At 70.9% G+C, this 24,180-nt stretch carries 22 protein-coding genes and 1 pseudogene; 13 read left to right on the top strand and 10 right to left on the bottom strand.

The genetic code is table 11. The features are described 5' to 3' along the window. Nucleotides 1–2: 2 nt before the first annotated feature. From iolD to iolC, 4 genes are read right to left on the bottom strand one after another with little or no spacing between them, the layout of a single operon-like run. A complete protein-coding gene (iolD, locus tag ACIBK6_RS02005; protein ID WP_399047914.1) occupies nt 3–1,886 on the bottom strand; it encodes a 3D-(3,5/4)-trihydroxycyclohexane-1,2-dione acylhydrolase (decyclizing) in 1,884 nt (627 codons plus the stop codon). Next, nucleotides 1,883–2,719, bottom strand: a complete 837-nt coding sequence (iolB, locus tag ACIBK6_RS02010) for a 5-deoxy-glucuronate isomerase (RefSeq protein ID WP_399047916.1) — start codon at nt 2,717–2,719, stop codon at nt 1,883–1,885. The genes iolD and iolB overlap by 4 nt, the downstream gene beginning before the upstream one ends. Nucleotides 2,720–2,735: 16 nt before the next feature. Continuing rightward, entirely contained in the window at nt 2,736–3,623 is an 888-nt protein-coding gene (locus ACIBK6_RS02015; RefSeq protein WP_399047918.1) for a deoxyribose-phosphate aldolase, read from the bottom strand. Beyond that, nucleotides 3,620–4,717, bottom strand: a complete 1,098-nt coding sequence (iolC, locus tag ACIBK6_RS02020; protein ID WP_399047919.1) for a 5-dehydro-2-deoxygluconokinase — start codon at nt 4,715–4,717, stop codon at nt 3,620–3,622. The genes ACIBK6_RS02015 and iolC overlap by 4 nt, the downstream gene beginning before the upstream one ends. A 134-nt stretch (nt 4,718–4,851) precedes the next feature. On the opposite strand from iolC, the gene ACIBK6_RS02025 reads away from it, so the two are divergent. From ACIBK6_RS02025 to ACIBK6_RS02045, 5 genes are all read left to right on the top strand, one after another. Further along, complete coding sequence (locus ACIBK6_RS02025; protein WP_399047920.1) at nt 4,852–5,754, top strand: sugar phosphate isomerase/epimerase family protein; 903 nt, start codon at nt 4,852–4,854, stop codon at nt 5,752–5,754. Between the two features lies 1 nt (nt 5,755). Continuing rightward, a complete protein-coding gene (locus ACIBK6_RS02030) occupies nt 5,756–6,763 on the top strand; it encodes a Gfo/Idh/MocA family protein (RefSeq protein ID WP_399047922.1) in 1,008 nt (335 codons plus the stop codon). Between the two features lie 290 nt (nt 6,764–7,053). Further along, on the top strand, nt 7,054–7,254 hold the full coding sequence (locus ACIBK6_RS02035) for a helix-turn-helix transcriptional regulator (RefSeq protein ID WP_399047924.1): 201 nt from the start codon (nt 7,054–7,056) through the stop codon (nt 7,252–7,254). Nucleotides 7,255–7,415: 161 nt separating this feature from the next. Further along, nucleotides 7,416–7,661 carry a heavy-metal-associated domain-containing protein gene (locus tag ACIBK6_RS02040; protein ID WP_399047926.1) on the top strand — a complete coding sequence of 82 codons (246 nt, stop codon included), beginning with the start codon at nt 7,416–7,418 and terminating at the stop codon, nt 7,659–7,661. A gap of 68 nt (nt 7,662–7,729) precedes the next feature. Beyond that, nucleotides 7,730–9,985: a heavy metal translocating P-type ATPase gene (locus ACIBK6_RS02045; protein WP_399048452.1), complete on the top strand. Its 2,256-nt coding sequence runs from the start codon at nt 7,730–7,732 to the stop codon at nt 9,983–9,985. Nucleotides 9,986–10,349: 364 nt separating this feature from the next. On the opposite strand, the gene ACIBK6_RS02050 is transcribed toward ACIBK6_RS02045, so the two are convergent. Together ACIBK6_RS02050 and ACIBK6_RS02055 are read right to left on the bottom strand one after the other, a co-directional pair. Next, nucleotides 10,350–11,648, bottom strand: a complete 1,299-nt coding sequence (locus tag ACIBK6_RS02050) for a citrate synthase (RefSeq protein ID WP_398872044.1) — start codon at nt 11,646–11,648, stop codon at nt 10,350–10,352. Nucleotides 11,649–11,827: 179 nt separating this feature from the next. After that, complete coding sequence (locus tag ACIBK6_RS02055) at nt 11,828–14,050, bottom strand: ATP-dependent RecD-like DNA helicase (protein ID WP_399047928.1); 2,223 nt, start codon at nt 14,048–14,050, stop codon at nt 11,828–11,830. Between the two features lie 483 nt (nt 14,051–14,533). On the opposite strand from ACIBK6_RS02055, the gene ACIBK6_RS02060 reads away from it, so the two are divergent. From ACIBK6_RS02060 to ACIBK6_RS02070, 3 genes are read left to right on the top strand one after another with little or no spacing between them, the layout of a single operon-like run. After that, nucleotides 14,534–14,950 carry a hypothetical protein gene (locus tag ACIBK6_RS02060; RefSeq protein WP_399047930.1) on the top strand — a complete coding sequence of 139 codons (417 nt, stop codon included), beginning with the start codon at nt 14,534–14,536 and terminating at the stop codon, nt 14,948–14,950. Continuing rightward, on the top strand, nt 14,947–15,315 hold the full coding sequence (locus ACIBK6_RS02065) for a hypothetical protein (protein ID WP_399047931.1): 369 nt from the start codon (nt 14,947–14,949) through the stop codon (nt 15,313–15,315). The genes ACIBK6_RS02060 and ACIBK6_RS02065 overlap by 4 nt, the downstream gene beginning before the upstream one ends. Then, the gene (locus ACIBK6_RS02070; protein WP_399047932.1) at nt 15,312–15,728 is read left to right on the top strand and encodes a hypothetical protein; all 417 of its coding nucleotides are present in this window, start codon (nt 15,312–15,314) and stop codon (nt 15,726–15,728) included. Before ACIBK6_RS02065 ends, ACIBK6_RS02070 begins: the two co-directional genes overlap by 4 nt. 257 nt (nt 15,729–15,985) lie before the next feature. On the opposite strand, the gene ACIBK6_RS02075 is transcribed toward ACIBK6_RS02070, so the two are convergent. Beyond that, nucleotides 15,986–17,038, bottom strand: a complete 1,053-nt coding sequence (locus ACIBK6_RS02075; RefSeq protein WP_399047934.1) for a LacI family DNA-binding transcriptional regulator — start codon at nt 17,036–17,038, stop codon at nt 15,986–15,988. Between the two features lie 148 nt (nt 17,039–17,186). Here ACIBK6_RS02075 and ACIBK6_RS02080 point away from each other — a divergent pair, with 148 nt between their 5' ends. From ACIBK6_RS02080 to ACIBK6_RS02095, 4 genes and pseudogenes are all read left to right on the top strand, one after another. Then, nucleotides 17,187–18,341 carry a Gfo/Idh/MocA family protein gene (locus tag ACIBK6_RS02080; RefSeq protein WP_399047935.1) on the top strand — a complete coding sequence of 385 codons (1,155 nt, stop codon included), beginning with the start codon at nt 17,187–17,189 and terminating at the stop codon, nt 18,339–18,341. Beyond that, nucleotides 18,338–19,489: a dihydrodipicolinate synthase family protein gene (locus ACIBK6_RS02085; RefSeq protein WP_399047937.1), complete on the top strand. Its 1,152-nt coding sequence runs from the start codon at nt 18,338–18,340 to the stop codon at nt 19,487–19,489. Before ACIBK6_RS02080 ends, ACIBK6_RS02085 begins: the two co-directional genes overlap by 4 nt. Beyond that, nucleotides 19,486–20,331, top strand: a complete 846-nt coding sequence (locus ACIBK6_RS02090) for a sugar phosphate isomerase/epimerase family protein (protein WP_399047939.1) — start codon at nt 19,486–19,488, stop codon at nt 20,329–20,331. The genes ACIBK6_RS02085 and ACIBK6_RS02090 overlap by 4 nt, the downstream gene beginning before the upstream one ends. Nucleotides 20,332–20,389: 58 nt before the next feature. Continuing rightward, nucleotides 20,390–21,034 (top strand): annotated as a pseudogene (locus ACIBK6_RS02095) (sugar phosphate isomerase/epimerase family protein); the annotation flags it as partial. Here ACIBK6_RS02095 and ACIBK6_RS02100 read toward each other — a convergent pair. Then, on the bottom strand, nt 20,979–21,953 hold the full coding sequence (locus ACIBK6_RS02100) for an EamA family transporter (protein WP_399047941.1): 975 nt from the start codon (nt 21,951–21,953) through the stop codon (nt 20,979–20,981). The pseudogene ACIBK6_RS02095 and the gene ACIBK6_RS02100 sit on opposite strands and share 56 nt — an antisense overlap. A gap of 110 nt (nt 21,954–22,063) precedes the next feature. Between ACIBK6_RS02100 and ACIBK6_RS02105 the strand changes: the two genes are divergently transcribed. Next, nucleotides 22,064–22,993 (top strand): LysR family transcriptional regulator, encoded by a 930-nt coding sequence (locus tag ACIBK6_RS02105; protein ID WP_399047943.1) that lies wholly within the window; start codon nt 22,064–22,066, stop codon nt 22,991–22,993. Here ACIBK6_RS02105 and ACIBK6_RS02110 read toward each other — a convergent pair. Together ACIBK6_RS02110 and ACIBK6_RS02115 are read right to left on the bottom strand one after the other, a co-directional pair. Next, nucleotides 22,968–23,333, bottom strand: a complete 366-nt coding sequence (locus tag ACIBK6_RS02110; protein ID WP_399047945.1) for a DUF397 domain-containing protein — start codon at nt 23,331–23,333, stop codon at nt 22,968–22,970. The two genes, ACIBK6_RS02105 and ACIBK6_RS02110, sit on opposite strands and share 26 nt — an antisense overlap. Further along, the gene (locus ACIBK6_RS02115; protein WP_399047946.1) at nt 23,320–24,144 is read right to left on the bottom strand and encodes a Scr1 family TA system antitoxin-like transcriptional regulator; all 825 of its coding nucleotides are present in this window, start codon (nt 24,142–24,144) and stop codon (nt 23,320–23,322) included. Before ACIBK6_RS02115 ends, ACIBK6_RS02110 begins: the two co-directional genes overlap by 14 nt. Nucleotides 24,145–24,180 lie beyond the last annotated feature (36 nt).

The following is a 24,180-nucleotide window of genomic DNA, read 5'->3' on the forward strand; positions in this document are numbered from 1 at the left end:
CTTCACAGATGGCGGCGTCGGGCGGTGACGTGCCGTTCGTACTCCTCGCGCGCCGTGACCGCCGACGCCCGGGTCGCGGTCTCGGCCACGGGCACATCCCACCACGCCTGGGCCGGGGGCGGGCCCGACACTGTGTCGGGCGTTTCGGTCTCGACGTAGACACATGTGGGAACGTCGGCCTTGCGCGCCTCGGCCAGGGCTTCCCGCAGGTCACGCACGGTTTCGGCGCGCAGGACGCGCATCCCGAGCGAGGCCGCGTTGGCCGCGAGGTCGACCGGCAGCGGATCGCCGCCGTACGTCCCGTCCGCCGCGCGGAACCGGTACGCCGTGCCGAACCGCTCACCCCCCACCGCGTCCGAGAGCCCGCCGATCGACGCGTACCCGTGGTTCTGCAGGATCACCACCTTGATGGGGATGTTCTCCTGCACGGCGGTGACGATCTCGGTGGGATTCATCAGATACGTACCGTCGCCGACCAGCGCCCACACCGGCCGCCCGGGCGCCGCGAGGGCGGCTCCGATCGCCGCCGGGATCTCGTATCCCATGCAGGAGTAGCCGTACTCGACGTGGTACTGGTCGCGCGAGCGGGTCCGCCACAGCTTGTGGAGGTCGCCGGGGAGCGAGCCCGCCGCGTTGATCAGGATGTCGTCCCCGGTGACCAACGTGTCGAGTACGCCCAGGACTTGGGCCTGGGTGGGGCGCCGGTCGTCGGAGGCGGGGGTGTACGCGGCGGTGACCCGGCGCTCCCAGTCCGCCTTCAGGCGCGCGCACTCGGCCTCGTACGCGGCAGGTACGCGGTGGCCCGCCAGCGCCTCGTGCAGCGCGGTCAGACCGGTGCGGGCATCGCCCACCAGCTGGCGGCCGCCCATCTTGTGCGCGTCGGCGGGCCGGACGTTCAGGTTGATGAAGCGGACGGCCGGGTTCTGGAAGAGGGTCGAGGAAGCGGTCGTGAAGTCGGTCCAGCGGGTGCCGATGCCGAGCACCACATCGGCGGTGCGGGCCAGTTCGTCGGCGGCGGCGGTGCCGGTGTGGCCGATGCCGCCGATGTCGCGCGGGTGGTCGTGGGGCAGCGCACCCTTGCCCGCCTGGGTGCTCGCGACCGGGATGCCGGTGTCCTCGGCGAGCCGGCCGAGCACCTCCTGGGCGCCGGCGTGCCGCACCCCGCCGCCCACCACGATCAGCGGACGGCTCGACTCCTTCAACTCCCATGCCGCTGCGGCCAGTTCACCGGGGTCGACTGCCGGGGCCCGCACCTGCCACACCCGCTCCCGGAAGAAGTCCTCCGGCCAGTCGTACGCCTCGGCCTGGACGTCCTGCGGCAGCGCGAGGGTCACCGCGCCGGTGGCCGCGGGGTCGGCGAGCACGCTCATCGCGTTCAGCGCGGCCGGGATCAGCGCCTCGGGGCGGACGATCCGGTCGAAGTAGCGGGACACCGGGCGCAGGCAGTCGTTGACCGACACATCACCGGCGTACGGGACTTCGAGCTGTTGCAGCACCGGGTCGGCGGGGCGGGTGGCGAAGGTGTCGCCGGGCAGGAGCAGCACCGGGAGGTGATTGACGGTGGCCAGCGCCGCGCCCGTGACCAGATTGGTCGCGCCGGGGCCGATCGAGGTGGTCACGGCGTGCGCGGAGAGCCGGTCGCTCTGGCGCGCGTAGCCGACGGCGGCGTGCACCATGGCCTGCTCGTTGCGGCCCTGGTGGTACGGCATGGCGGCCGGCCCGGATTCAAGGAGCGCCTGCCCGATCCCGGCGACGTTCCCGTGCCCGAAGATGCCCCAAGTGGCCGCGATCAGCCGGTGGTTGACGCCGTCGCGGGAGGTGTACTGGCGGGCCAGGAAGGCGATCAGCGCCTGGGCGGTGGTGAGTCGACGCGTCGTACCGGTCACCGGTATCCCTCCACGTGATCAGGGTGGAAGGAGATCTTCCACTCCCGTTCCTGCCCCGGTCCCGCCATGACGTTCAGGTAGTACATGGCGTTGCCCGGCTGGGCGATCGACGGCCCGTGCCAGCCGTTGGGCACAAGCACCGCATCACCCGACCGCACCTCGGCGAGGACGTCGGCGCCGCCGGGGCGGGACGGCGAGACGCGCTGGTAGCCGTAGCCGTCCGGGCGCTCGAACTCGAAGTAGTAGATCTCCTCCAGCTCGCTCTCCTCGCCCGGCCGCCGCTCGTCGTGCTTGTGCGGCGGGTACGAGGACCAGTTGCCGCCGGGCGTGATCACCTCCACGGCGATCAGCCGGTCGCATGCGAAGGCGTCGGCGGCGGCGAAGTTGCGCACCGTACGGGAGCAGTTCCCGGTGCCCCGGGCTTCGACGGGTACCTCCGGCGCGGGGCCGTGGCGAACGGGGAGTCGTCGCTCGCACCGCGCTCCTGCCAGCGCGAAACGGCCTCCCGCGCCGGAGGCGATCTGGGTGTGCGCGTCACGCGGCACATAGGCGAAGTCGGTGGCACCCTCGAACACGGTCGTGCGGCCGAGGAGTTCGACGGCCGGGCCGTCGTCCGTACGCACCGTGCAGCCGCCGCTGAGCGGCACCACGAGCCACTCGCTGTCACCGGCGGCCAGCAGGTGCGAGCCGCCGGGCGGCAGTTCGAGCACCCGCAGCGAGGAGTAGCCCCAGCCGGCCCGCTCCGGGTCGATGTCGAGTGCGTACGCGTCCCGGGCGGCGGCCCCGGCCGGTACGAGCAGTCCTCGGTCCTCCACCAGTCCTTGGTCATCCATGTCCGACTCCTACCCCCTACAGCAGCCCTACGGCGGTATCGACGGCCGCCGCCACATCGCCGTCGGCCGGATAGAGCAGCGAGCGCCCGGCGACCAGACCCTGCACGGTGGGCAGGTGCAGCGCCCCGCGCCACTTCTCGAAGGCGGCCTCCTGGTCGTCCCCTATGTCGCCGCCGAGCAGCACCGCGGGCAGCGTGCTGGTGGCCATGACCTCGGCCATGTCGTCGGGGTTCTCGGTGACGGGCACCTTCAGCCAGGTGTACGCGGAGGTCCCGGCGAGGCCCGAGGCGATGGCGATGGACCGGGTGACGGCCTCGGCGGACAGGTCGTTGCGGATCCGGCCCGCGCGGCGGTGGCAGATGAACGGCTCGACGAACACCGGGAGTTGACGTTCGGCCATCTCATCGATGGCGCGGGCAGCCGCGTGCAGCGTGCTGAGCGAGCCCGGGTCCTGGTAGTCGATCCGGAGCAGCAGCTTGCCCGCGTCGAAGCCGAGCCGGGCGAGGTCCTGGGCGCGGTGGCCGGTGAACCGGTCGTCCAGTTCGAAGACGGCCCCGGCGAGGCCGCCGCGGTTCATGGAGCCGACGACGACCTTGTCTTCGAGGGCGCCGAGCAGCAGGAGGTCCTCCAGGATGTCGGCGCTGGCGAGCACCCCGTCGACGCCGGGCCGCGACAGCGCGAGGCGCAGCCGGTCCAGGAGATCGCCCCGGTCGGCCATGGCAAGGCCGTTCGCGCCGACCCCGAGCGCGCCCCGGGCCGGATGGTCGGCGGCGATCACCATCAGCCGCCCGCCGTCTTCGCGCAGCAGCGGTCTGCGCACCCGGCGGGCCGCGGCCTCGGCGACGGCCTCTGGGTGGCGGGCCCGGATCCGTGCGAGCCCGGCGGGGCCGAGGTCGGCGGTCATGCCCGGCCGCCTTCCAGTACGCGCTCGACCTCGGCGGGGTACGGCATCGCGGAGGAGCAGGCGAGCCGGGACGCCACGATGGCCCCGGCGGCGTTCGCGTACCGCATGACGCGCTCCAACTCCCAGCCGGCCAGCAGCCCGTGGCAGAGCGCCCCGCCGAACGCGTCGCCCGCGCCGAGCCCGTTGACCACCTCGACCGGCACCGGCGGCACCTCGGCGACCGTGCCGTCCCGGTGCACGGCGAGCACGCCCTTGGGGCCCTGCTTGACGACGGCGAGCTCGACCCCGGCGGCAAGGAGCGCCTCGGCGGCGGCCCGTGGCTCCCGCTCGCCAGTGGCCACCTCGCACTCGTCGATGTTGCCGACGGCGACGGTGGCGTGGGCGAGGGCTTCTCGGTAGTAGGTGCGGGCTGCCTCCGGGGCCTCCCAGAACATGGGCCGCCAGTCGAGGTCGAAGACGGTGACCGGAGCAAATCCCGCCCCTCCCGCGCCAAACCCAGCCCCTGGGGGTCCCCCCTGGACGAAGTCCTTGGGGGAGATTGAGGAGCGGGGGTCTGGGGGCAGAGCCCCCGGTTCGGGAAGGGGCGGGGTGGGGAAGATTTCAGTCCGGGCCCGCACCGCCGCCAGCGTCGCCCTCCGACTGGGCTCCGCGCACAACCCAGTCCCCGTCACCCAGAAAATCCGGGCGCCCCGGATCGCATCGAGATCCAGCTCCCCTTCCCGCACCTCCAGATCCGGCGCCTTCGGCAACCGGTAGAAGTACAGCGGGAAGTCGTCCGGCGGGAACACCTCGCAGAAGGTGACCGGCGTGGGCAGCCCGTCCACCGGCGTGGCCCAGCGCGCATCGACCCCGAACTCGCCCAGCTCCGCACGGAGGTACTCGCCGAAGGGGTCGCGCCCGGTGCGGGTGATGAGGGCCGTGCGGCGGCCGAGCCGGGCCGCGGCGACCGCCACGTTGGAGGGCGAGCCGCCGAGGAACTTCCCGAACGAGGTGACCCGGGCCAGCGACACGCCGGTCTGCAACGGGTAGAGGTCGACGCCGATCCGGCCCATCGTGATCAGGTCGTACGCAGTGCCGTACGGGGCCTCGTCCATGCACGTCCCTTCGGGGTCGCCGGGTCGCCGGTGCCCCCAGGTCTAGCCGCCGTCTCCCACCCCTGTCAATCTTTTGTCCTTACATTCGGACGTAGTCTTGACACTCCTCCCGCGCCCCCGGAAGGCTGGCCCCCATGACGACGGCGAAGACCCGCATCCGGATCGGCTCCGCCCCCGACTCCTGGGGCGTCTGGTTCCCCGACGACCCGCGCCAAGTCCCCTGGCAGCGCTTCCTGGACGAGGTCGCGGGCGCGGGCTACCGGTGGATCGAACTCGGACCGTACGGCTATCTCCCCACCGACCCGGCGCGCCTCGCCGAAGAGACGGAGAAGCGCGACCTGCGGGTCTCCGCCGGGACCGTCTTCACGGGGCTGCACCACGGCCCCGCGGTCTGGGAGAAGACCTGGGCGCACGTGTCCGACGTGGCGGCGCTGACCCGGGCCACCGGCGCCGGACACCTCGTCGTCATCCCGTCCTTCTGGCGCGACGACAAGACGGGGGCGGTCCTGGAGGACAGCACCCTGACCGCCGCGCAGTGGCGCGATCTGGCCGGGCAGACCGAGCGCCTGGCCCGCGAGGTGCGGGAGAACTACGGCCTGCGGATCGTCGTGCACCCGCACGCCGACACGCACATCGACAGCGAGGAGAACGTGGCCCGCTTCCTGGACGCCACCGACCCCGAGCTGGTTTCGCTGTGCCTGGACACCGGGCACTACGCCTACTGCGGCGGCGACAGCGTCAAGCTGATCGAGACGTACGGGGAGCGGATCGGCTACCTCCACCTCAAGCAGGTGGATCCCGGGGTGCTGGCCCAAGTGCGCGCCGAGGAGCTGCCGTTCGGGCCCGCGGTCGCCCGGGGTGTGATGTGCGAGCCGCCGTCGGGGGTGCCGGCGCTGGAACCCGTACTCGCCGCCGCCCAGGCCCTGGACGTCGACCTGTTCGCGATCGTCGAGCAGGACATGTACCCCTGCGAGCCGGACCGGCCGCTGCCCGTCGCCGAGCGCACCCGCGCCTTCCTCCGCTCCTGCGGGGCCTGACATGACCCTCGGCATCGCCGTCATCGGCACCGGCAGGATGGGCGCCGACCATGTGCGCCGCATCGACTCCGTCATCAGCGGCGCCCGCGTCGCGGCCGTCGCCGACCTGGACGCGGAACGCGCCAAGGCCGTGGCCTCGGGCATCGAGCGGTGCAGCGCGCACACCGACCCGGCGGCCGCGATGGCCGCGCCCGGCGTCGGAGCCGTCCTGATCGCCTCCTCGGGCCCGGCCCACGAGGCGGCCCTGCTCGAAGCCTTCGCGCGCGGCCTGCCGGTCCTGTGCGAGAAGCCGCTCACCCCCGACCCGGCCGGCGCCCTGCGCGTCCTGGAGGCCGAGCAGCGCCTGGGCCGCAGGCTGGTCCAGGTCGGCTTCATGCGCCGGTACGACGCCGAGTACCAGGAGCTCCAACGCACCCTGGAACACGGCGAGTTGGGCCGCCCTCTGATGCTGCACTGCCGCCACCGCAACGCGGCCTCACCCTCCTTCTTCACCACCGAGATGCTGATCCGCGACTCGGTGGTGCACGAGGTGGACGCCACCCGCTGGCTGCTCGGCCAGGAGATCACCGCCGTACAGGTGCTGCGCCCGCGCCCCTCCTCGCACGCACCGCAGGGGCTCGGCGATCCGCAGCTGGTCCTGTTCGAGACGTCCGGTGGCGCGGTGGTCGACGTGGAGATCTTCGTCAACTGCGGCTTCGGTTACGAGGTGCGCTGCGAGGCGGTGTGCGAACGCGGCACCGCCTCGATCGGCGGGAGCGGCGGGCTCCGCACGCGATCCGCGGGGCGGGCGGGCCGCGACATCCCGCAGGACTTCACGATCCGGTTCGCGGACGCGTACGACCGCGAGGTGCAGGCGTGGGTGGACGCGACCCGGCAGGGCCGCGTCGAGGGGGCCAGCACCTGGGACGGCTATGCGGCGGCCGTGGTCTGCGAGGCGGGGGTACGCGCCCAGGAGACCGGCGAGCGGGTCCGCGTACAGCTGGCGGAGCGGCCCGCGCTGTACGCGTAGCCGGGCCCATTCCCGAGGGCGGACCGAGGGGGCGGACCGAGGGGGCGGACCGAGGGGGGGCACCCATTTGCCCCAACCACCCTGTTCGCCACGTCCGTTACAAGGTTCCCCTTCCTGTCACACATGTCTCCATTACACGGGTCTTGCGTCACAGGTGGTCAACAGGCACTCCCCTCGGCTCACTCTCTGTCGTTGAGCGGGCACAGGCTCAGTGATCGCCAAGCGTTCGCGCCACAGCTCCCCCGACGACCTTCCGGCCGCCGCTGCGGCGCACGCAGGGAGGTGCCCCCATGACCGACCGAAGGCTCTGGTCGTACAAAGAGATCGCCGCGCACATCCGGGTGCAGCCGGACACCGTCCGCTCGTACCGCAAGCACGGGCTGCTGCCCGCGCCGGACCTCGTCGAGAACGGCAAGCCGTTCTGGTTCGCGGACACGATCCGCGCGTGGGTCGCCCGCCGCCCCGGCAACCGCAGCCGCCGAGGGGACTGAGCGGGCGGCCCGTCGTTATCAGTGCGCCGAAGCGAGCCACGCGGCCTCCGAGAGTCGCCAAGTACCCCCTGGGGGTATACAGTGGAACTCTCAGGGCGCGCGGTTCCCTTCCGGCACCCTGATGCACCATGGACCCGTAAGCCCGTGAAGAGGAGAACGCCATGACCGCCGAGACCGAGACCCCCGCCGCGACCGACTTCACCACCGTCTACAAGGTCTCCGGCATGAGCTGCGGCCACTGCGAGGGCGCGGTGTCCGGGGAGATCTCCGAGATCGAGGGCGTCAGCTCGGTGAAGGCCGTCGCCGCCACCGGCGAGGTCACCGTGGTCTCGGCCGCCCCGCTCGACGAGGAGGCGGTACGCGCCGCCGTCGACGAGGCCGGCTACGAACTGGTCGGCCTGGCCTGACCCCCCACCCGGAGCCCACCGTGAACCCCCCCGGCCCCGCTCAGCGGATCGAACTCGCCATCGGCGGGATGACCTGCGCGTCGTGCGCGGCACGCATCGAAAAGAAGCTGAACCGGATGCCGGGGGTCGACGCGACGGTCAACTACGCGACGGAGCGGGCGCGCGTCTCCTACCCGACGGGCGTGGAGGTGGCGGACCTCGTCGCGACGGTGGTGAAGACGGGGTACACGGCGGAGCCCCAGCAAATTCAAGCCCCTCATGGGGGTCCCTCCCTGGCCCTTAAGGCCTTGGGGGAGTTTGAGGAGCGGGGTCCGGGGCGGAGCCCCGTGTCCACGGAGTCGGGGGCGGGGGACGACCGCACCACGATGCAGTCGGCCGCCCTGAGACGGCGGCTGATCGTGTCGGCCATCCTCTCCGCGCCCGTCGTCGCGCTGGCGATGATCCCCTCGCTCCAGTTCGACAACTGGCAGTGGCTCTCCCTCACCCTGGCCGCCCCCGTGGTCGTCTGGGGCGGCCTCCCCTTCCACCGGGCGACGTGGACCAATCTGCGGCACGGCGCCGCCACGATGGACACCCTCGTGTCCACCGGCACCCTCGCCGCGTTCGGCTGGTCCCTGTGGGCGCTGTTCTTCGGGACCGCCGGGATGCCCGGCATGCGGCACGGCTTCGAGTTCACCGCGAGCCGCACCGGCGGCAGCGGCAGCATCTACCTCGAAGTCGCCGCGGGCGTCGTCACGTTCATCCTGCTCGGCCGCTATCTGGAGGCCCGCGCCAAGCGGAAGTCCGGCGCCGCCCTGCGCGCGCTGATGGAACTGGGCGCCAAGGACGTGGCCGTCCAGCGCGGCGGGGCTGAAGTACGCATCCCGGTAAGCCAGTTGCGTACCGGCGACCGCTTCGTCGTACGGCCCGGCGAGAAGGTGGCCACGGACGGCATCGTCGTGGCGGGGGCCTCGGCCGTCGACGCGTCGATGCTGACCGGCGAGTCGGTGCCGGTGGACGTGACCGTGGGCGACCCGGTCACCGGCGCGACGGTGAACGCCGGCGGCCGCCTGGTCGTGGCGGCGACCCGGGTCGGCGCGGACACCCAACTCGCCCGGATGGCCCGCCTGGTGGAGGACGCCCAGAACGGCAAGGCCGAGGTCCAGCGCCTCGCCGACCGCATCGCGGCCGTGTTCGTGCCGGTGGTGCTCCTGATCGCGCTGGCCACCCTGGCGGCCTGGCTCCTGGCCACCGGCGACACCACCGCCGCCTTCACCGCGGCCGTCGCCGTCCTGATCATCGCCTGCCCGTGCGCGCTGGGCCTGGCCACCCCCACCGCCCTCGTGGTCGGCACCGGACGCGGCGCCCAGCTCGGCATCCTGATCAAGGGCCCGGAGGTGCTGGAGTCCACCCGCCGCGTCGACACCGTCGTCCTCGACAAGACGGGGACGGTCACCACCGGCCGCATGAGCCTGTACGGGGTCCACCCGGCCGAGGGCACCGACGAGAAGCAACTCCTGCGCCTGGCCGGCGCGCTGGAGCACTCCTCCGAGCACCCCGTCGCCCGCGCGATCGCCGCCGGCGCCGAGGACCGGGCCGGCGTCCTGCCCGTCGCCGAGGACTTCCGCTCACTGCCCGGCCGGGGCGTCGAGGGCGTCGTGGAGGACCACCGGGTGTACGTGGGCCGGGACACCACCCTGGAACTGCCGCCCGAACTCGCCGCGGCCAAGAGCGCCGCCGAGACCCAGGGGCGTACGGCCGTCGTCGTCGCGTGGGACGGGGCGGCCCGGGGCGTCCTCACGGTGTCGGACACCGTGAAGGCGACCAGCGCGGAGGCCGTCGCCCGGCTGCGGGCGCTTGGCCTCGCCCCGGTCCTGCTCACCGGCGACCACCGGGCGGTCGCCGAATCGGTGGCCGCGGAGGTCGGCATCGCGGCGGCCGATGTGTACGCGGAGGTGCTCCCCGAGGACAAGGCCGCCGTGGTCAAACGCCTTCAGGAGCAGGGCCGTACGGTCGCCATGGTCGGGGACGGCGTCAACGACGCGGCCGCCCTCGCCACCGCCGATCTGGGCCTGGCCATGGGCACGGGTACGGACGCCGCGATCGAGGCGGGCGACCTCACACTCGTACGGGGTGATCTGCGGGTCGCGGCGGACGCGATCCGGCTGTCCCGGCGGACCCTGGCCACCATCAAGGGCAACCTTTTCTGGGCATTCGGCTACAACGTGGCCGCGGTTCCACTGGCCGCCGCGGGGCTGCTGAACCCGATGATCGCGGGCGCGGCTATGGCGTTCTCATCGGTGTTCGTGGTAACCAACAGCCTACGGTTGCGTTCCTTCACCTGACCTCCACAAAGAGATCTAGATCACAGAGGTTTTGAGGTAACCATCGGGAGGGGTCGGGAGTCTAAGTGGGCGATGCCACGGATGTCTTGGGGGACGTCCATGGAATGTCTTGGGGGACGTTCCAGGCAGCGCGTTGGCCGGGGCACGTACATCGGGGAGCTTTGAGCGGCCCACCCGACTGGTACGTACCCCGGCAGACCGCCTAGACCCCCGGCTCGGATCCCGTGGGGGGAATCCGCACCGGGAAACAGGGAAGCGCCCCGACTGCCGACCCGTGGGGGGATCGGCAGCGGGGCGCTTTCCGACTTCTTGAACTACTGACTCCGCACTACTGCCCGTGAACTGCCGGGCAGCACCCGGAAGTTCAGCGACCCTCGACCGGCACGAAGTCGCGCAGCACTTCGCCCGTGTAGATCTGACGCGGGCGGCCGATGCGGGAGCCGGGCTCCTTGATCATCTCGTGCCACTGGGCGATCCAGCCCGGAAGGCGGCCGAGCGCGAACAGGACCGTGAACATCTCGGTCGGGAAGCCCATCGCGCGGTAGATCAGCCCCGTGTAGAAGTCCACGTTCGGGTACAGGTTGCGCGAGACGAAGTACTCGTCGCTCAGCGCGTGCTCTTCGAGCTTCAGCGCGATGTCGAGCAGCTCGTCGGACTTGCCGAGCGCCGAGAGGACATCGTGCGCCGCAGCCTTGATGATCTTCGCGCGCGGGTCGAAGGACTTGTACACCCGGTGGCCGAAGCCCATCAGGCGGACGCCGTCCTCCTTGTTCTTCACCTTGCGGATGAAGGAGTCCACGTCGCCGCCGTTGGCCTGGATGCCTTCCAGCATCTCCAGGACGGACTGGTTGGCGCCGCCGTGCAGGGGGCCCCAGAGCGCGCTGATACCGGCGGAGATGGACGCGAACATGTTGGCCTGCGACGAGCCGACCAGGCGGACCGTGGAGGTCGAACAGTTCTGCTCGTGGTCCGCGTGCAGGATGAGCAGCTTGTCCAGCGCCGAGACGACGACCGGGTCCAGCTCGTACTCCTGGGCCGGCACGGAGAACGTCATGCGCAGGAAGTTCTCGACGTAGCCGAGGTCGTTGCGCGGGTAGACGAAGGGGTGGCCGATCGACTTCTTGTATGCGTACGCCGCGATCGTCGGCAGCTTGGCGAGCAGCCGGATCGTGGAGAGGTTGCGCTGCTTCTCGTCGAACGGGTTGTGGCTGTCCTGGTAGAACGTGGACAGCGCGGAGACCACCGAGGACAGCATCGCCATCGGGTGGGCGTCGCGCGGGAAGCCGTCGAAGAACCGCTTGACGTCCTCGTGCAGCAGCGTGTGCTGGGTGATCTCGCTCTTGAAGCTGGAGAGCTGGTCGACGGTCGGCAGCTCGCCGTTGATCAGCAGGTACGCGACCTCCACGAAGGTGGAGCGCTCCGCGAGCTGCTCGATCGGATACCCGCGGTACCGCAGGATGCCCTGCTCCCCGTCCAGGTAGGTGATGGCGGATTTATAGGCGGCGGTGTTGCCGTATCCGCTGTCGAGGGTGACCAGCCCGGTCTGGGCTCGGAGCTTCCCGATGTCGAAGCCCTTGTCGCCGACGGTGCTGTCGATCACCGGGTAGGTGTACTCGCCATCGCCGAACCGCAGTACTACAGCGTTGTTCGCGTTCTCGCTCACGTCATCCCTCACCGACGTAGTGCCTCTTCTTCGAGGTGCCCTGACTGTCTCTACCATCCCCCATTTGGCTCAGCAGAGTGCACTCGGGGTCGCCCATTGGGCTTATTCACGGCACTCAGTGCCGTCAACCTGCTCATCCTGCCCCGTTCGCCCCAGTTCCGAAAGTCCTGGGTGATCTTTCACACCAAAGCGCCCCCTGCCAGCCGGTGAGCGAGTGCGGTAAAGCGTCTGCCTGCGGAAACGGTACGCACTGCCTGGCCGATCGCCTTGCGGGACCCCACCAGGACGACGAGCTTCTTGGCCCGGGTGACCGCCGTGTAGAGCAGATTCCGCTGGAGCATCATCCAGGCGCCGGTGGTGACGGGAATGACCACCGCCGGGTACTCGCTGCCCTGGGAGCGGTGGATCGTCACCGCGTAGGCGTGCGCCAGCTCGTCCAGCTCGTCGAATTCGTACGGCACCTCCTCGTCCTCGTCGGTCAGCACCGTCAGCCGCTGGTCGTCCAGGCTGAGCGAGGTGACCACGCCGACGGTGCCGTTGAAGACGCCGTTCTTGCCCTTCTCGTAATTGTTGCGAATCTGGGTGACCTTGTCGCCGACGCGGAACACCCGGCCGCCGAACCGCTTCTCCGGCAGATCGGGCCGGGCGGGCGTAATCGCCTGCTGGAGAAGGCCGTTGAGGGTGCCGGCGCCGGCCGGACCCCGGTGCATCGGGGCGAGCACCTGGATGTCGCGGCGCGGGTCGAGCCCGAACTTCGCCGGGATACGGCGGGCGGCCACGTCGACGGTGAGCCGCCCCGCGTCCTCCGTCTCCTCCTCCACGAAGAGGAAGAAGTCGTCGAGTCCCGAAGTCAGCGGCTGGGAACCGGAGTTGATGCGGTGGGCGTTGGTGACCACGCCGGACTGCTGGGCCTGCCGGAAGATCCGGGTCAGCCGTACGTTCGGGACGGGGCCGCCCTCGGCGAGCAGGTCGCGCAGCACCTCCCCCGCGCCGACCGACGGCAACTGGTCGACATCGCCCACCATCAGGAGGTGCGCGCCCGGCGCGACGGCCTTGACCAGCTTGTTGGCGAGCAGCAGATCGAGCATGGACGCCTCGTCCACGACGACCAGATCGGCGTCCAACGGCCGGTCCTTGTCGTACGCCGCGTCGCCGCCCGGTTTCAGTTCGAGCAGGCGGTGCACGGTGGAGGCCTCGGCGCCGGTCAGCTCGGCCAGGCGTTTGGCGGCCCGGCCGGTCGGCGCGGCGAGCACCACCTTGGCCTTCTTGGCGCGGGCCAGCTCCACGACCGAGCGGACGGTGAAGGACTTGCCGCAGCCGGGGCCGCCGGTGAGCACGGCGACCTTGCTGGTCAGAGCGAGCTTGACGGCGTCCTGCTGCTCGGGCGCGAGCTCGGCGCCGGTCCGCCCGGCGAGCCAGCCGAGCGCCTTGTCCCAGTCGACGTCGCCGAACCCCGGCATCCGGTCCTCACCGGTCCGCAGCAGCCGCCCGACCTGACCGGCCAGCGACAGCTCGGCGCGGTGGAACGGCACGAGGTAGACGGCGTTGACGACCTCGCCGCCGTCGGGCCCCGGCACCCGTTCCCGTACGGCGCCCTCCTCGGCGATCAGCTCGGCCAGGCACTCGATGACCAGGCCGGTGTCGACCTGGAGCAGCTTCACCGAATCGGCGATCAGGCGTTCCTCGGGGAGGAAGCAGTGGCCCTGGTCGGTGGACTGGGACAGCGCGTACTGCAGGCCCGCCTTGACCCGCTCCGGGCTGTCGTGCGGGATGCCGACGGCCTGGGCGATGCGGTCGGCGGTGAGGAAGCCGATGCCCCAGACGTCGGCGGCGAGCCGGTAGGGCTGGTTCTTCACGACGGAGATCGACGCGTCCCCGTACTTCTTGTAGATGCGCACCGCGATGGACGTGGAGACGCCGACTCCCTGCAGGAAGACCATCACTTCCTTGATGGCCTTCTGCTCCTCCCAGGCGGCGCCGATCAGCTTCGTACGCTTCGGCCCGAGCCCCGGCACCTCGACCAGCCGCTTCGGCTCCTTCTCGATGATGTCGAGGGTGTCCACGCCGAAGTGCTCGGTGATCCGGTCGGCGATGCGCGGGCCGATGCCCTTGATGAGGCCGGAGCCGAGGTAGCGGCGGATGCCCTGGATGGTGGCGGGCAGGACGGTCGTGTAGTTCTCCACCGTGAACTGCTTGCCGTACTGGGGGTGCGACCCCCAGCGGCCCTCCATCCGCAGCGACTCGCCCGGCTGCGCGCCGAGCAGCGAGCCGACGACCGTCAGGAGGTCGCCGCCGCCCCGGCCGGTATCAACGCGCGCGACGGTGTAGCCGCTCTCCTCATTGGCGTACGTGATCCGCTCAAGGACCCCCTCCAGAACCGCCGCACCCGCCAGATTGGACATGCCCCGACGCTACCTCCCCGGTCTGACAACCCGGGGCCGGACAAGGGCAGTCGGGGCTGGGGGCACAGGCCGGGGGGGGCGGACGCGGCGGGGGAGCTCCGGCGAGGGCCCGGGGGCGCGTGCGGGGGAACTCAAGCGGGGCCCGGTCCGTCGACCGGGCCCCGCTGATTTCCCTCCCCGTCAGCGCTCCCCGATCCCCCCGGATCCCTCCCCTGAAGCACTGACGACACCTAGACCTCCGTCACCCCGGAAGGGTTGCACGACTGCGGGCAGTTATTTTTCCGGAATCCCGGCCTTTCCTCCACCCGCCGCCGCCCGTCGCGCGGCCCGGGCGTCGAATGTCGGACTATTCACCCGATCGGGCGCTATCCGGGCTGCTACGACGAGCGATACTTTGATTACTCAGCGTAGGGGCCGGGTGAGCTGGCCTCCGCTGGCTCTTCCAGGGGGGAAGACATGCGACGTTCGTTCTTCGACCGCGCCGTGGCCGTGACAGCGGCCTGCCTCGCGGCCTTGGCCGCGGCTCCGGCTTCCGGGCATGCGGCTGAGACGAGGACGGCATCAGCATCGGCTCCGCGCGCGATCATGCGCCAGGAGAAGAACTACCAAGTCGAGGTGGACAACTTCTCCACCCAGGCTTTCGACGAGGTCGCTCTGGCTTTCACTCGCAACAGCACACCCGTCACCCAGATCCTCCACCAGTTCAACGTGCCGGCCTCCAGCGTGATCATCTTCGACCTCGGACCGTGCTCCGACGTCAAGCAGTACGCGGTCAGCGGCCTCGTGGGCGGCGAGCGCAAGTTCACCACCGGCGACGTCGACGCCGATCCGGTCGGCTGCGACGACATCGTCACCATCCGGAACACGGCAGCATTCGAAACGCACAGGAAAGTCCGATGAGGCGCGCGGTCATGGCGCTCTGCGCCGCCTCACTCGCACTCGCCGCGGCGGTCGCACCCGCCTCGCCGGCTTCGGCCGTCCGCCAGGCAGCCGAACCGAACTACCGGGTTGATGTCGTCAACCACTCCGGCTTCGGTCTGGACGAGGTCGACCTCGCCGTCGCGCGCTTCAGCGACCCGGTCATCCGGCTGCAGACCCAGCGCCACGTGGTGTCAGGAGCCACAGCGAGCTTCGACCTCGGCCCCTGCTCGGACGTCCGGCAGTTCGCAGCCAGCGCCTTCATCGGCAACCGCGAGGTCCTCCACACCGGAAACATCAACCCCAGCCCGAGCTGCCACACCCAGATCGAGATCACCCACACATGAGCACGGCGAGGAAGGAGGACCGAGTGAAGGCGAGGAGGAAGGACCAAGTGAAACACCGCATGAGCATCCTGCTCGCGCTGCCTGTAGCGGCGTTGCTCACCACCACGGCGGGCGTAGCCCCGGCATACGCGGCGAACGGCCGCTTCATTTTCGAGAACGCGGCCGGCCATACGGGAGAGATGAACAACCCGCCCTCGGGCAGGTGCATCAAATTCCCCTATCAGGTCATCAGGGTCACCAACGCGACCAACCAGAAGGCTCACCTCTTCCAGGACGCCCAGTGCAGCACGAGAGAAATCGCCGCCGTGGCGGCCGATCCCGGAACCGGAAGGGGCACGGCGTGGAGTAAGCCGGACGGAACCCCTTCCGCGCTGGCAGTGAAGTTCGACTGCGACCTCGTCGCCTGCTCCTGAGCCACATCCCCCTGACTCAACCTCACCAACACCCCGTACGGGCCGACGAGTTGGAGAGCTGACCGCCACAGGCAGGTACACCCACCGCCGGCCCGGCGGCCGCCCCGGACATCACGGCCGGGCCCACACCGGAGCTTCCCCCCGGCACCATCACCCTCGCCTTCGGCGGCGACGTCGAGTCCACCGAGCGCACCGCGCCCAGTCGCTGGCCCAGGGCCCGCACGAGGAGCCGAGGTCGCGGCAAACCAGAGCCCGCGCTAGGGGGCACGCTCACCCCCGAGGCGCCCCGTGGACCCCCGGACCATCAACTCCCCGTGCACCGTGGCGATTCCGCCCGGAGGCGCCGCTTCCAGGCCGAGGGCGAGGCGGCCGGCCCGGGCGCCCGCCTCGTACAGCGGCAGCCGTACGGTCGTGAGCGCGGGCACCGCGTCCGCGCTGAACGGCAGGTCCACGAAACCGGCCACCGAGACGTCCTCGGGGATGCCGAGCCCGCGGTCCCGCAGCGCCGCGCAGGCGCCGAGCGCGACCGTGTCGTTGGCGGCGACCACGGCCGTCAACTCCGGGTCCCGGCGCAGGAGTTCAAGGGCCGCGTCGTAGCCGGAGCGGCGGTCGTACGAGCTGTGCACCGTGAGGTGGTCGAGGCGGAGCCCGGCGGCCTCCAGGGCGGACCGGTGTCCCTCCAGGCGGTGCCGGGTCGTGGTGCGCTCGGGGGGCCCGGCCACGTAACCGATCCGCCGGTGGCCGAGGCCGATGAGGTGCTGCGCCAGGCGCCTGCTGCCGCCCCGGTTGTCGAAGGCGAGCGTCGCGGTGACGCTGTCGCCGGGCAGCGGCGGCCGTCCGCACAGCACGATCCGGGTGCCCGCGTCGGCGAGCCGGGCGAGTTTCGCGCCGACGGCCGCCGCGTGATCGGGGTCCTCCAGGGCGCCGCCGGTCAGGATGACGGCGGCCGCGCGCTGGCGCTGGAGCAGGGTCAGATAGGTGAGTTCGCGTTCCGGTGAGCCGCCGGTGTTGCAGATGACGGAGAGCTTCTCGCGGGCGCCGCGCTCCTCGCCGATCGCGGACTGGGCCGCGCCCGCCATGATGCCGAAGAAGGGGTCGGCGATGTCGTTGACGAGGATGCCGACCAGGTCGGAGGTGGCCGCGGCGAGCGAACTCGCGGGCCCGTTCAGGACGTAGTCCAGCTCGTCGACCGCGCGCAGCACCCGCTCGCGGGTGGCCGCGGCGACCGGATAGTTGCCGTTGAGGACCCGCGAGACGGTCGCCGGGGACACCCGGGCCCGGGCCGCCACATCCGCCAGGGTCGCTGTCATCTCTGCCTCCGAGCCGCTCGGGCCGTTCCCGCTTTCAGCCTCTTGTCCGAGGCGCTGTGCGCAGGCTAGCGTCCTGCCCTGTAGAAAGCGCTTGCTATCCGTTCTCCCCATCATGCCACCCGCATCAGCGCAGCCCCGGAGGGATCACATGACGGCACTCAGGACCGTGCGGATCGCCATGAACGGCGTCACCGGACGCATGGGTTACCGCCAGCACCTCGTACGCTCCCTCCTCGCCATCCGCGAGCAGGGCGGCCTCGATCTCGGGGACGGCACCGCGCTGTGGCCCGAGCCGGTCCTGGTCGGCCGGCGCGAGCACGCCCTGCGGGCGATGGCCGAGCGGCACGGCCTGACCGCGTGGAGCACCGACCTCGACGCGGTGCTGTCCGACCCCGCCATCGACATCTACTTCGACGCCCAGGTGACCTCCGCCCGCGAGGAGGCGCTCACCAAGGCCATCGCGGCCGGAAAGCACGTCTACACCGAGAAACCCACCGCCACCGGCCTGTCCGGCGCCCGCGAACTCGCCCGGCTCGCCCGCGCCGCCGGCATCAAGCACGGCGTCGTCCAGGACAAGCTGTTCCTGCCGGGCCTGCTGAAGCTGAAGCGCCTGATCGACGGCGGGTTCTTCGGCCGCGTCCTGTCCGTGCGGGGCGAGTTCGGCTACTGGGTCTTCGAGGGCGACTGGCAGTCAGCGCAGCGACCGTCGTGGAACTACCGCGCCGAGGACGGCGGCGGCATCGTCATGGACATGTTCCCGCACTGGGAGTACGTCCTGCGCGAGCTGTTCGGCCGGGTCACCTCCGTGACCACGCACACCGCCACCCATGTCCCGCAGCGCTGGGACGAGCGCGGCAAGCCGTACGAGGCGACGGCGGACGACGCCGCGTACGGGATCTTCCAGCTGGCGGGCGGCGCGGTCGCGCAGATCAACTCCTCCTGGGCAGTACGCGTCAACCGCGAGGAACTTGTCGAGTTCCAGGTGGACGGGACGGAGGGATCGGCGGTCGCGGGCCTGCGCAACTGCCGTGTCCAGCACCGCAGTTCAACACCGAAGCCGGTCTGGAACCCCGACCTCCCGGCCACGGAGTCCTTCCGCGAGCAGTGGCAGGAGGTGCCCGACAACGACACGTTCGACAACGGGTTCAAGGCGCAGTGGGAGCTGTTCCTGCGGCACGTCGCACTGGACGAGCCGTACCACTGGGACCTGCTCGCGGGCGCGCGCGGCGTCCAGCTCGCCGAGCTCGGACTGCGCTCCGCCGCCGAGGGCCGCCGGCTCGACGTACCGGAGGTCTCGCTGTGACCCTGCGACTGCCGCACCCCGACGGCACCACGAGGACATACCGGCCGCGCATGACACCGCTTTCCATCGCGCCGGGCGGACCTTTGCTCTCCCGTACGGTCTTCTCGGCCGCGCACGTGGTCGCCGACCCGTACCCGGACGTGTCGCCGGACTCCCCCGCCGCCGTCGACTGGGAGTCGACGCTCGCCTTCCGCCGCCACCTGTGGTCGCACGGGCTCGGGGTCGCGGAGGCGATGGACACCGCCCAGCGCGGCATGGGTCTCGACTGGGCGGCAGCGTCCGAACTGATCCGCCGAAGTGCCGCCGAGGCAAAGGCAGTTGACGGACGGATCGCGTGCGGAGTGGGCACGGATCAACTGGCAGGCGGCGGCCTCGCCGAGGTGAGAACCGCGTACGAGGAGCAGCTCGCGCTGGTCGAGGGCGTCGGCGCGCAGCCGATCCTGATGGCGTCGCGCGCCCTCGCGGCGGCGGCCCGCGGCCCCGAGGACTACCTCGCGGTCTACGGCACCCTGCTCCGCCAGGCCTCCGGGCCGGTGATCCTGCACTGGCTGGGCCCGATGTTCGACCCGGCGCTCGACGGCTACTGGGGTGCGGCCGACCTCGACACGGCGACGGAGACCCTCCTGGAGGTCATCGCCGCGCACCCCGGCAAGGTCGACGGCATCAAGGTTTCCCTTCTCGACGCCCGCCGCGAAGTGGAACTCAGGCGGCGCCTCCCGGACGGCGTACGGTGCTACACCGGCGACGACTTCAGCTATCCGGAGTTGATGGCGGGCGACGAACAGGGCTTCAGCCACGCCCTGTTGGGCATCTTCGACCCGCTGGCCCCGCTGGCGGCGGAGGCGGTACGGCTCCTCGACACCGGCGACGCGAAGGGCTTCCGGGGCCTCCTCGACCCGACGGTCGAACTGTCCCGGCATCTCTTCCAACCACCAACCCACTTCTACAAAACGGGAGTTGTGTTCCTGGCCTGGCTGGCCGGGCACCAGTCCCACTTCACCATGGTCGGCGGCTTCCAGTCGGCCCGCTCGCTGCCACACTTGGCGCGAGCGTACGAACTCGCCGACGGACTCGGCCTGTTCTCCGACCCGGCGCTCGCCGAGTCCCGCATGAAGTCCCTGCTGAACGTGTACGGAGTAGCGCAATGACGAAGCCATCCGCCGACGCCCTCTCCCGCTTCAGTATCAACCAGATGACCGTGAAGCAGCTCTCCCTGCCGGAACTGGTGGAGGCGTGCGTACGTCTCGGGGTGCGGGGGGTGGGGCTGTGGCGCGAGCCGGTGGCGGAGTACGGGCTGGAGGCGACGGCAAAGCTGGTGCGGGCAGCGGGACTTGATGTCAGCACCCTCTGCCGGGGCGGCTTCCTCACCGCCCTCGACCCCGCCGGGCGGGCCGCCGCGCTCGCCGACAACCGGGCGGCGATCGACGAGGCGGCGACGCTGGGCACGGACACGCTGGTCCTGGTGTCGGGCGGGCTGCCGGCCGGTTCGAAGGACCTGGCGGGCGCGCGCGAGCGGATCACCGACGCGCTGGCCTCATTGGGGCCATATGCCGCCGAGCAGGGCGTGCGGCTCGCGATCGAGCCGCTGCATCCCATGTTCGCGGCGGATCGATGTGTGGTGTCCACACTGGACCAGGCCCTCTCGCTGGCCGAGCGGTTTCCTGCCGCGCAGGTGGGGGTGGTGGTGGATACGTACCACGTGTGGTGGGACGACATGGCTGCGGCGGCGGTGGCTCGGGCGGGGGTGGGTGGGCGTATCCACTCCTTCCAGTTGGCGGACTGGGTTACACCGTTGCCGGCGGGCCTGCTGAATGGGCGGGGCCAGTTGGGGGAGGGTTCGGTCGACCTCCGGGGGTGGTGCGCGGTCGTGGAGGCGACGGGGTATTCGGGGCCGATCGAGGTCGAGCTGTTCAACGAGGAGTTGTGGGCGGGGGACGGGGTGGGGTTGCTGACGGACACGCTGCGCCGCTTCACAGCCCTGGCGATTTAGCCCCACCCCCGGAAGGATCACCTTGCAGCTCGCCCTCTCCACCCTCGGCCTCCCCCGCATGCCAATCCCCGACGTCGCCCGCCTGGCCAGCACCACCGGCTACCACGGCGTAGAACTCCGCGCCCACCCGGAGGAACCCGTCCACCCCGGCATCGGGATGCGCGAACGGGCCGCCGCAGTCAGGGAGTTCGAGGCCGCGGGCATCGAGATCCTGGCCGTCGCCGGGTACGCCAGGGTCGCCCAGCCCCTGGACCCCGGCGAACTCGCCGAGCTCGTGCGGCTCGCACACGACTTGGGCGCCCGCTTCGTCCGGGTCTTCCCCGGCGCCGACGGCACCCCCGCCGCCGAGAACAGAGCCGTACACCAACTGACCGAAGCAGCGAAGTTGGCGGAGGACAACAACGTACGCATCCTCCTCGAAACCCACGATTCGCACCGCACCGGCGCCGCAGCCGCCGCCCTCCTCAACCGCGTGGCCGCACCGGGCATCGGCGCCCTCTGGGACGTCATGCACACCTGGCTCGGCGGCGAGACGCCCGAAGAGTCCTTCGCCGCCCTCGCCCCGCACCTCGGCTACGTACAGGTCAAGGACATCGCGTCCGCCGAGGACACCACCCCGCTGCCGCTCGGCGCGGGCGTCCTGCCGCTCAGTGCGTGCCTGTCCCTGCTGCCGCCGGACGGCTGGGTGTGCTGGGAGTACGAGAAGCGCTGGTATCCCGGGGCGGTCCCGCTGCCGGGGCTTCTCGCGGCGGGGCGGGAGTACGTGGAGCAGCTGACCTGAGGGAGGTGAGGGCGACCCCGCCCACCAGGAGCGCCGCCGCGCACCACCGCAGCGGCGTCACCGACTCGCCCAGGAGCAGCGCGGCCGACGACATCCCGAACACCGGGACGAGCAGGCTGAACGGCGCGACCGACGACGCCGGGTAGCGGCGCAGCAGCAGCCCCCAGGCCCCGAAACCGAAGATCGTGCTGATCCACGCGACGTACACCAGCGCCCCCGCCCCGCTCCAGTCGAACCCGGACAGCGCCTCCGCGTCGCGCGCCGGGCCCTCGAAGAGGAGGGAGAGCGCGAGCAGCGGGAGTACGGGGACGACGGACACCCACACCATGAAGTTGAGCGCGTCGGGCGGGGCGGCCCGGCGGGTCAGGATGTTGGACACGCCCCAGCAGGCAGCGGCGCCCACGGTCAGCGAGAACCCGAGTAGCGGCCCGCTCGCACCCTCGTCAACCCCCGCGACGACGATCCCCGCGAGCGCCACCACCATCCCCAACAGCCTTATCCTGCCCAGTCGTTCACCCAGTACGGCCATGGCGAACACGGCGGTGAACACGGCCTGCACCTGGAGCACCAGCGAGGAGAGCCCGGCCGGCATCCCCTGGCTCATCCCGATGAACAGCAGCCCGAACTTGGCGACCCCGAGCACCAGGCCGACCGACACGATCGGCTTCCAGCCGACCTTGGGCCGCCCCACGAAGAACACCGCGGGCAGCGCCGCGACCAGGAAGCGCAGGGCGGAGAAGAGCAGCGGCGGGAAGTGGCCGAGACCGACATCGATGACGACGAAGTTGACCCCCCAGACGGCGGTGACGAGCACGGCGAGCGCGATGTGTACGGGACGCATGCGTCGAGGATCACCGCCCACGACCATTCAGCACCAGCGCGGATTCATTGATGATGGGATGAAGCACTGCTTAATCCAACCGCTTCATCATCTGATCCAAGGAGGTCCCCGTGCTCGATCTGGCCCGGCTGCGTGCGCTGCACGCGGTCTCCGTCCACGGCTCGGTCGCGGCGGCCGCCGCCGCGCTCGGCTACACCCCGTCCGCGATCTCCCAGCAGATCACCAAACTGGAGCGGGAGACCCGTACGACCCTCCTGGAACGCCGCGGCCGGGGCATAGCGCTCACCGAGGACGCACTCCATCTCGCCTCTGCGGCACGGGAGTTGCTGTCGATCGTGGAGCGTACGGAGACGACGCTCGAAGAGCGGCGCGGGCGGCCCACCGGGCGCCTGACGATCGGCGCGTTCGCGACGGCGGCCCGGGGCCTGCTCCCGGCCGCGCTCGCCGCCCTCGCCCGCGAACACCCGTCTCTGCACACCCAGTTGTCGGAGGTCGACCCGCACGTCTCGGTCGACCTGGTGGCCAAGGGCGTCATCGATCTGGCCGTCGCCCACGACTGGGACATCGCCCCGCTGCCCGCCCCCGAGGGCGTCAAGCACGCGGCCATCGGCGACGACCACTGCGACATCCTGGTCCCGGCGGGCCACCCCCTGGCAGCCCGCCGCACCGTCCGCCGCGCCGATCTCGCCCACGAGCCGTGGATCTGCCAGCCGCCCGGCTCGGTCTGCCACGACTGGCTGGTACGCACGCTGCGAGCCGACGGCCACGAACCCGAACTGCGTCACCAGGCCGCCGAGTACCACACCCAACTCGCCCTGGTCGCGGCCGGACTCGGCATCGCGCTGGTCCCGCGCCTGGGCCGGGGCCCGCTCCCCGAGGGCGTGGCGGCGCTACGCCTGGAGCCCGTTCCGACCCGACGCCTGTACGCGTTGTGGCGCACCGGCGCGGCCCGCCGCCCCGCGATCACGGCGGCAGTTCAGGCACTCCGGGAGGCCTGGGACGCCCCCGACCGCCTCAGCGACCGAGCACCCCACCCTTGACCGCCCCAACGAACGACGTCCAGGCGCCTGGACCGAACACGACGGCGGGACCGGTGGGGTTCTTGCTGTCCCGCACGGGTATGCAGGCCGAGCAGCTGTCGCTGAACTCCAGGCACTCGCCACTGGTGCCGCCGCTGTATGTGGACTTTCGCCAGGTCGCGCATGCGTCGTTGACTTCGAGGCAACTGCCCTCGCTCGCCCCGCTGTACGAGGACTTCCGCCACGACGCGTACATCTCGCTGACTTCGAGGCATTCGCCGCTGTCGCCGCCGCTGTAGCTGGACTTCCGCCAACCGGTCAGAACCGAGGCATCGGACACGATGTTCTCACTGCGCTTCATGCTCGTAATCTTCCGCCACGGACCGCATCAGCGCCAGAGACCTATGGTGCGACAACGCGTCACCCAGAGCGTGATCGTAGACTTCCTGACACTGCCGCACCACGGACGGAAGTTCCCAGACCCTGCCGTTCTTCAGGCCTTCCACGTACGCGATGGGCGGGAGGTCGCTGAACCACAGCAGCGAGACGTGCCCCTCCAACACGGCGTGCGCGCCTGCCTCGTACGGGAGCACGTGGAATCGGATGCGACGGCTTTCACCCAACGTCAGCAAGTGCCGAAGCTGTTCGCACATCACGAGCGGGCCGCCGATGGGGCGCCGCAACACCGCCTCGTCGAGCATCGTCCACACCACGGGCTTGTCGAAGTCATGGAGAATCCGCGCACGTTCCAGCCGTGCCCCAAGGAGCCGGTCACGTTCCTCGTCGCTCTTGGGTGGATAGCCCGAGCCGAGCACCTCGCGCGCGTACGCTTCCGTCTGCAGAAAGCCCGGTACCAACTTGGGTGCGTACTGATGAATGTGCGTCGCCTGCTTCTCGAACTCCAGCGCCTCCTTGAAGTGTTCAGCCACCTTCCTACCGTCCAGCGTGGGCAGGAAGCGGACAAAGAACCCGCCAGTCCCCAGCACCTGATCGAGGCGACGGGCGTCGTCCACGTCCGGCCTGCGCCGCCCCGCCTCGATGTGGGCGATGTGCGTGCGCGACATCACCGCACGCTGGCTCAGCTCCTCCTGGGTGAGCCCGGCCGCCTCCCGTTTGGTCCTGAGTTCCTCGCCGTACTTCGTACGGGATACGGGGTTGTCCTCGATCGCCATGCCCAACTCCCTTGCGTGCGGCTTTGGTTGTCACGC

The organism is Streptomyces sp. NPDC050485, assembly GCF_044458185.1.
In the GTDB taxonomy this organism is placed as follows: Bacteria; Actinomycetota; Actinomycetes; order Streptomycetales; family Streptomycetaceae; genus Streptomyces.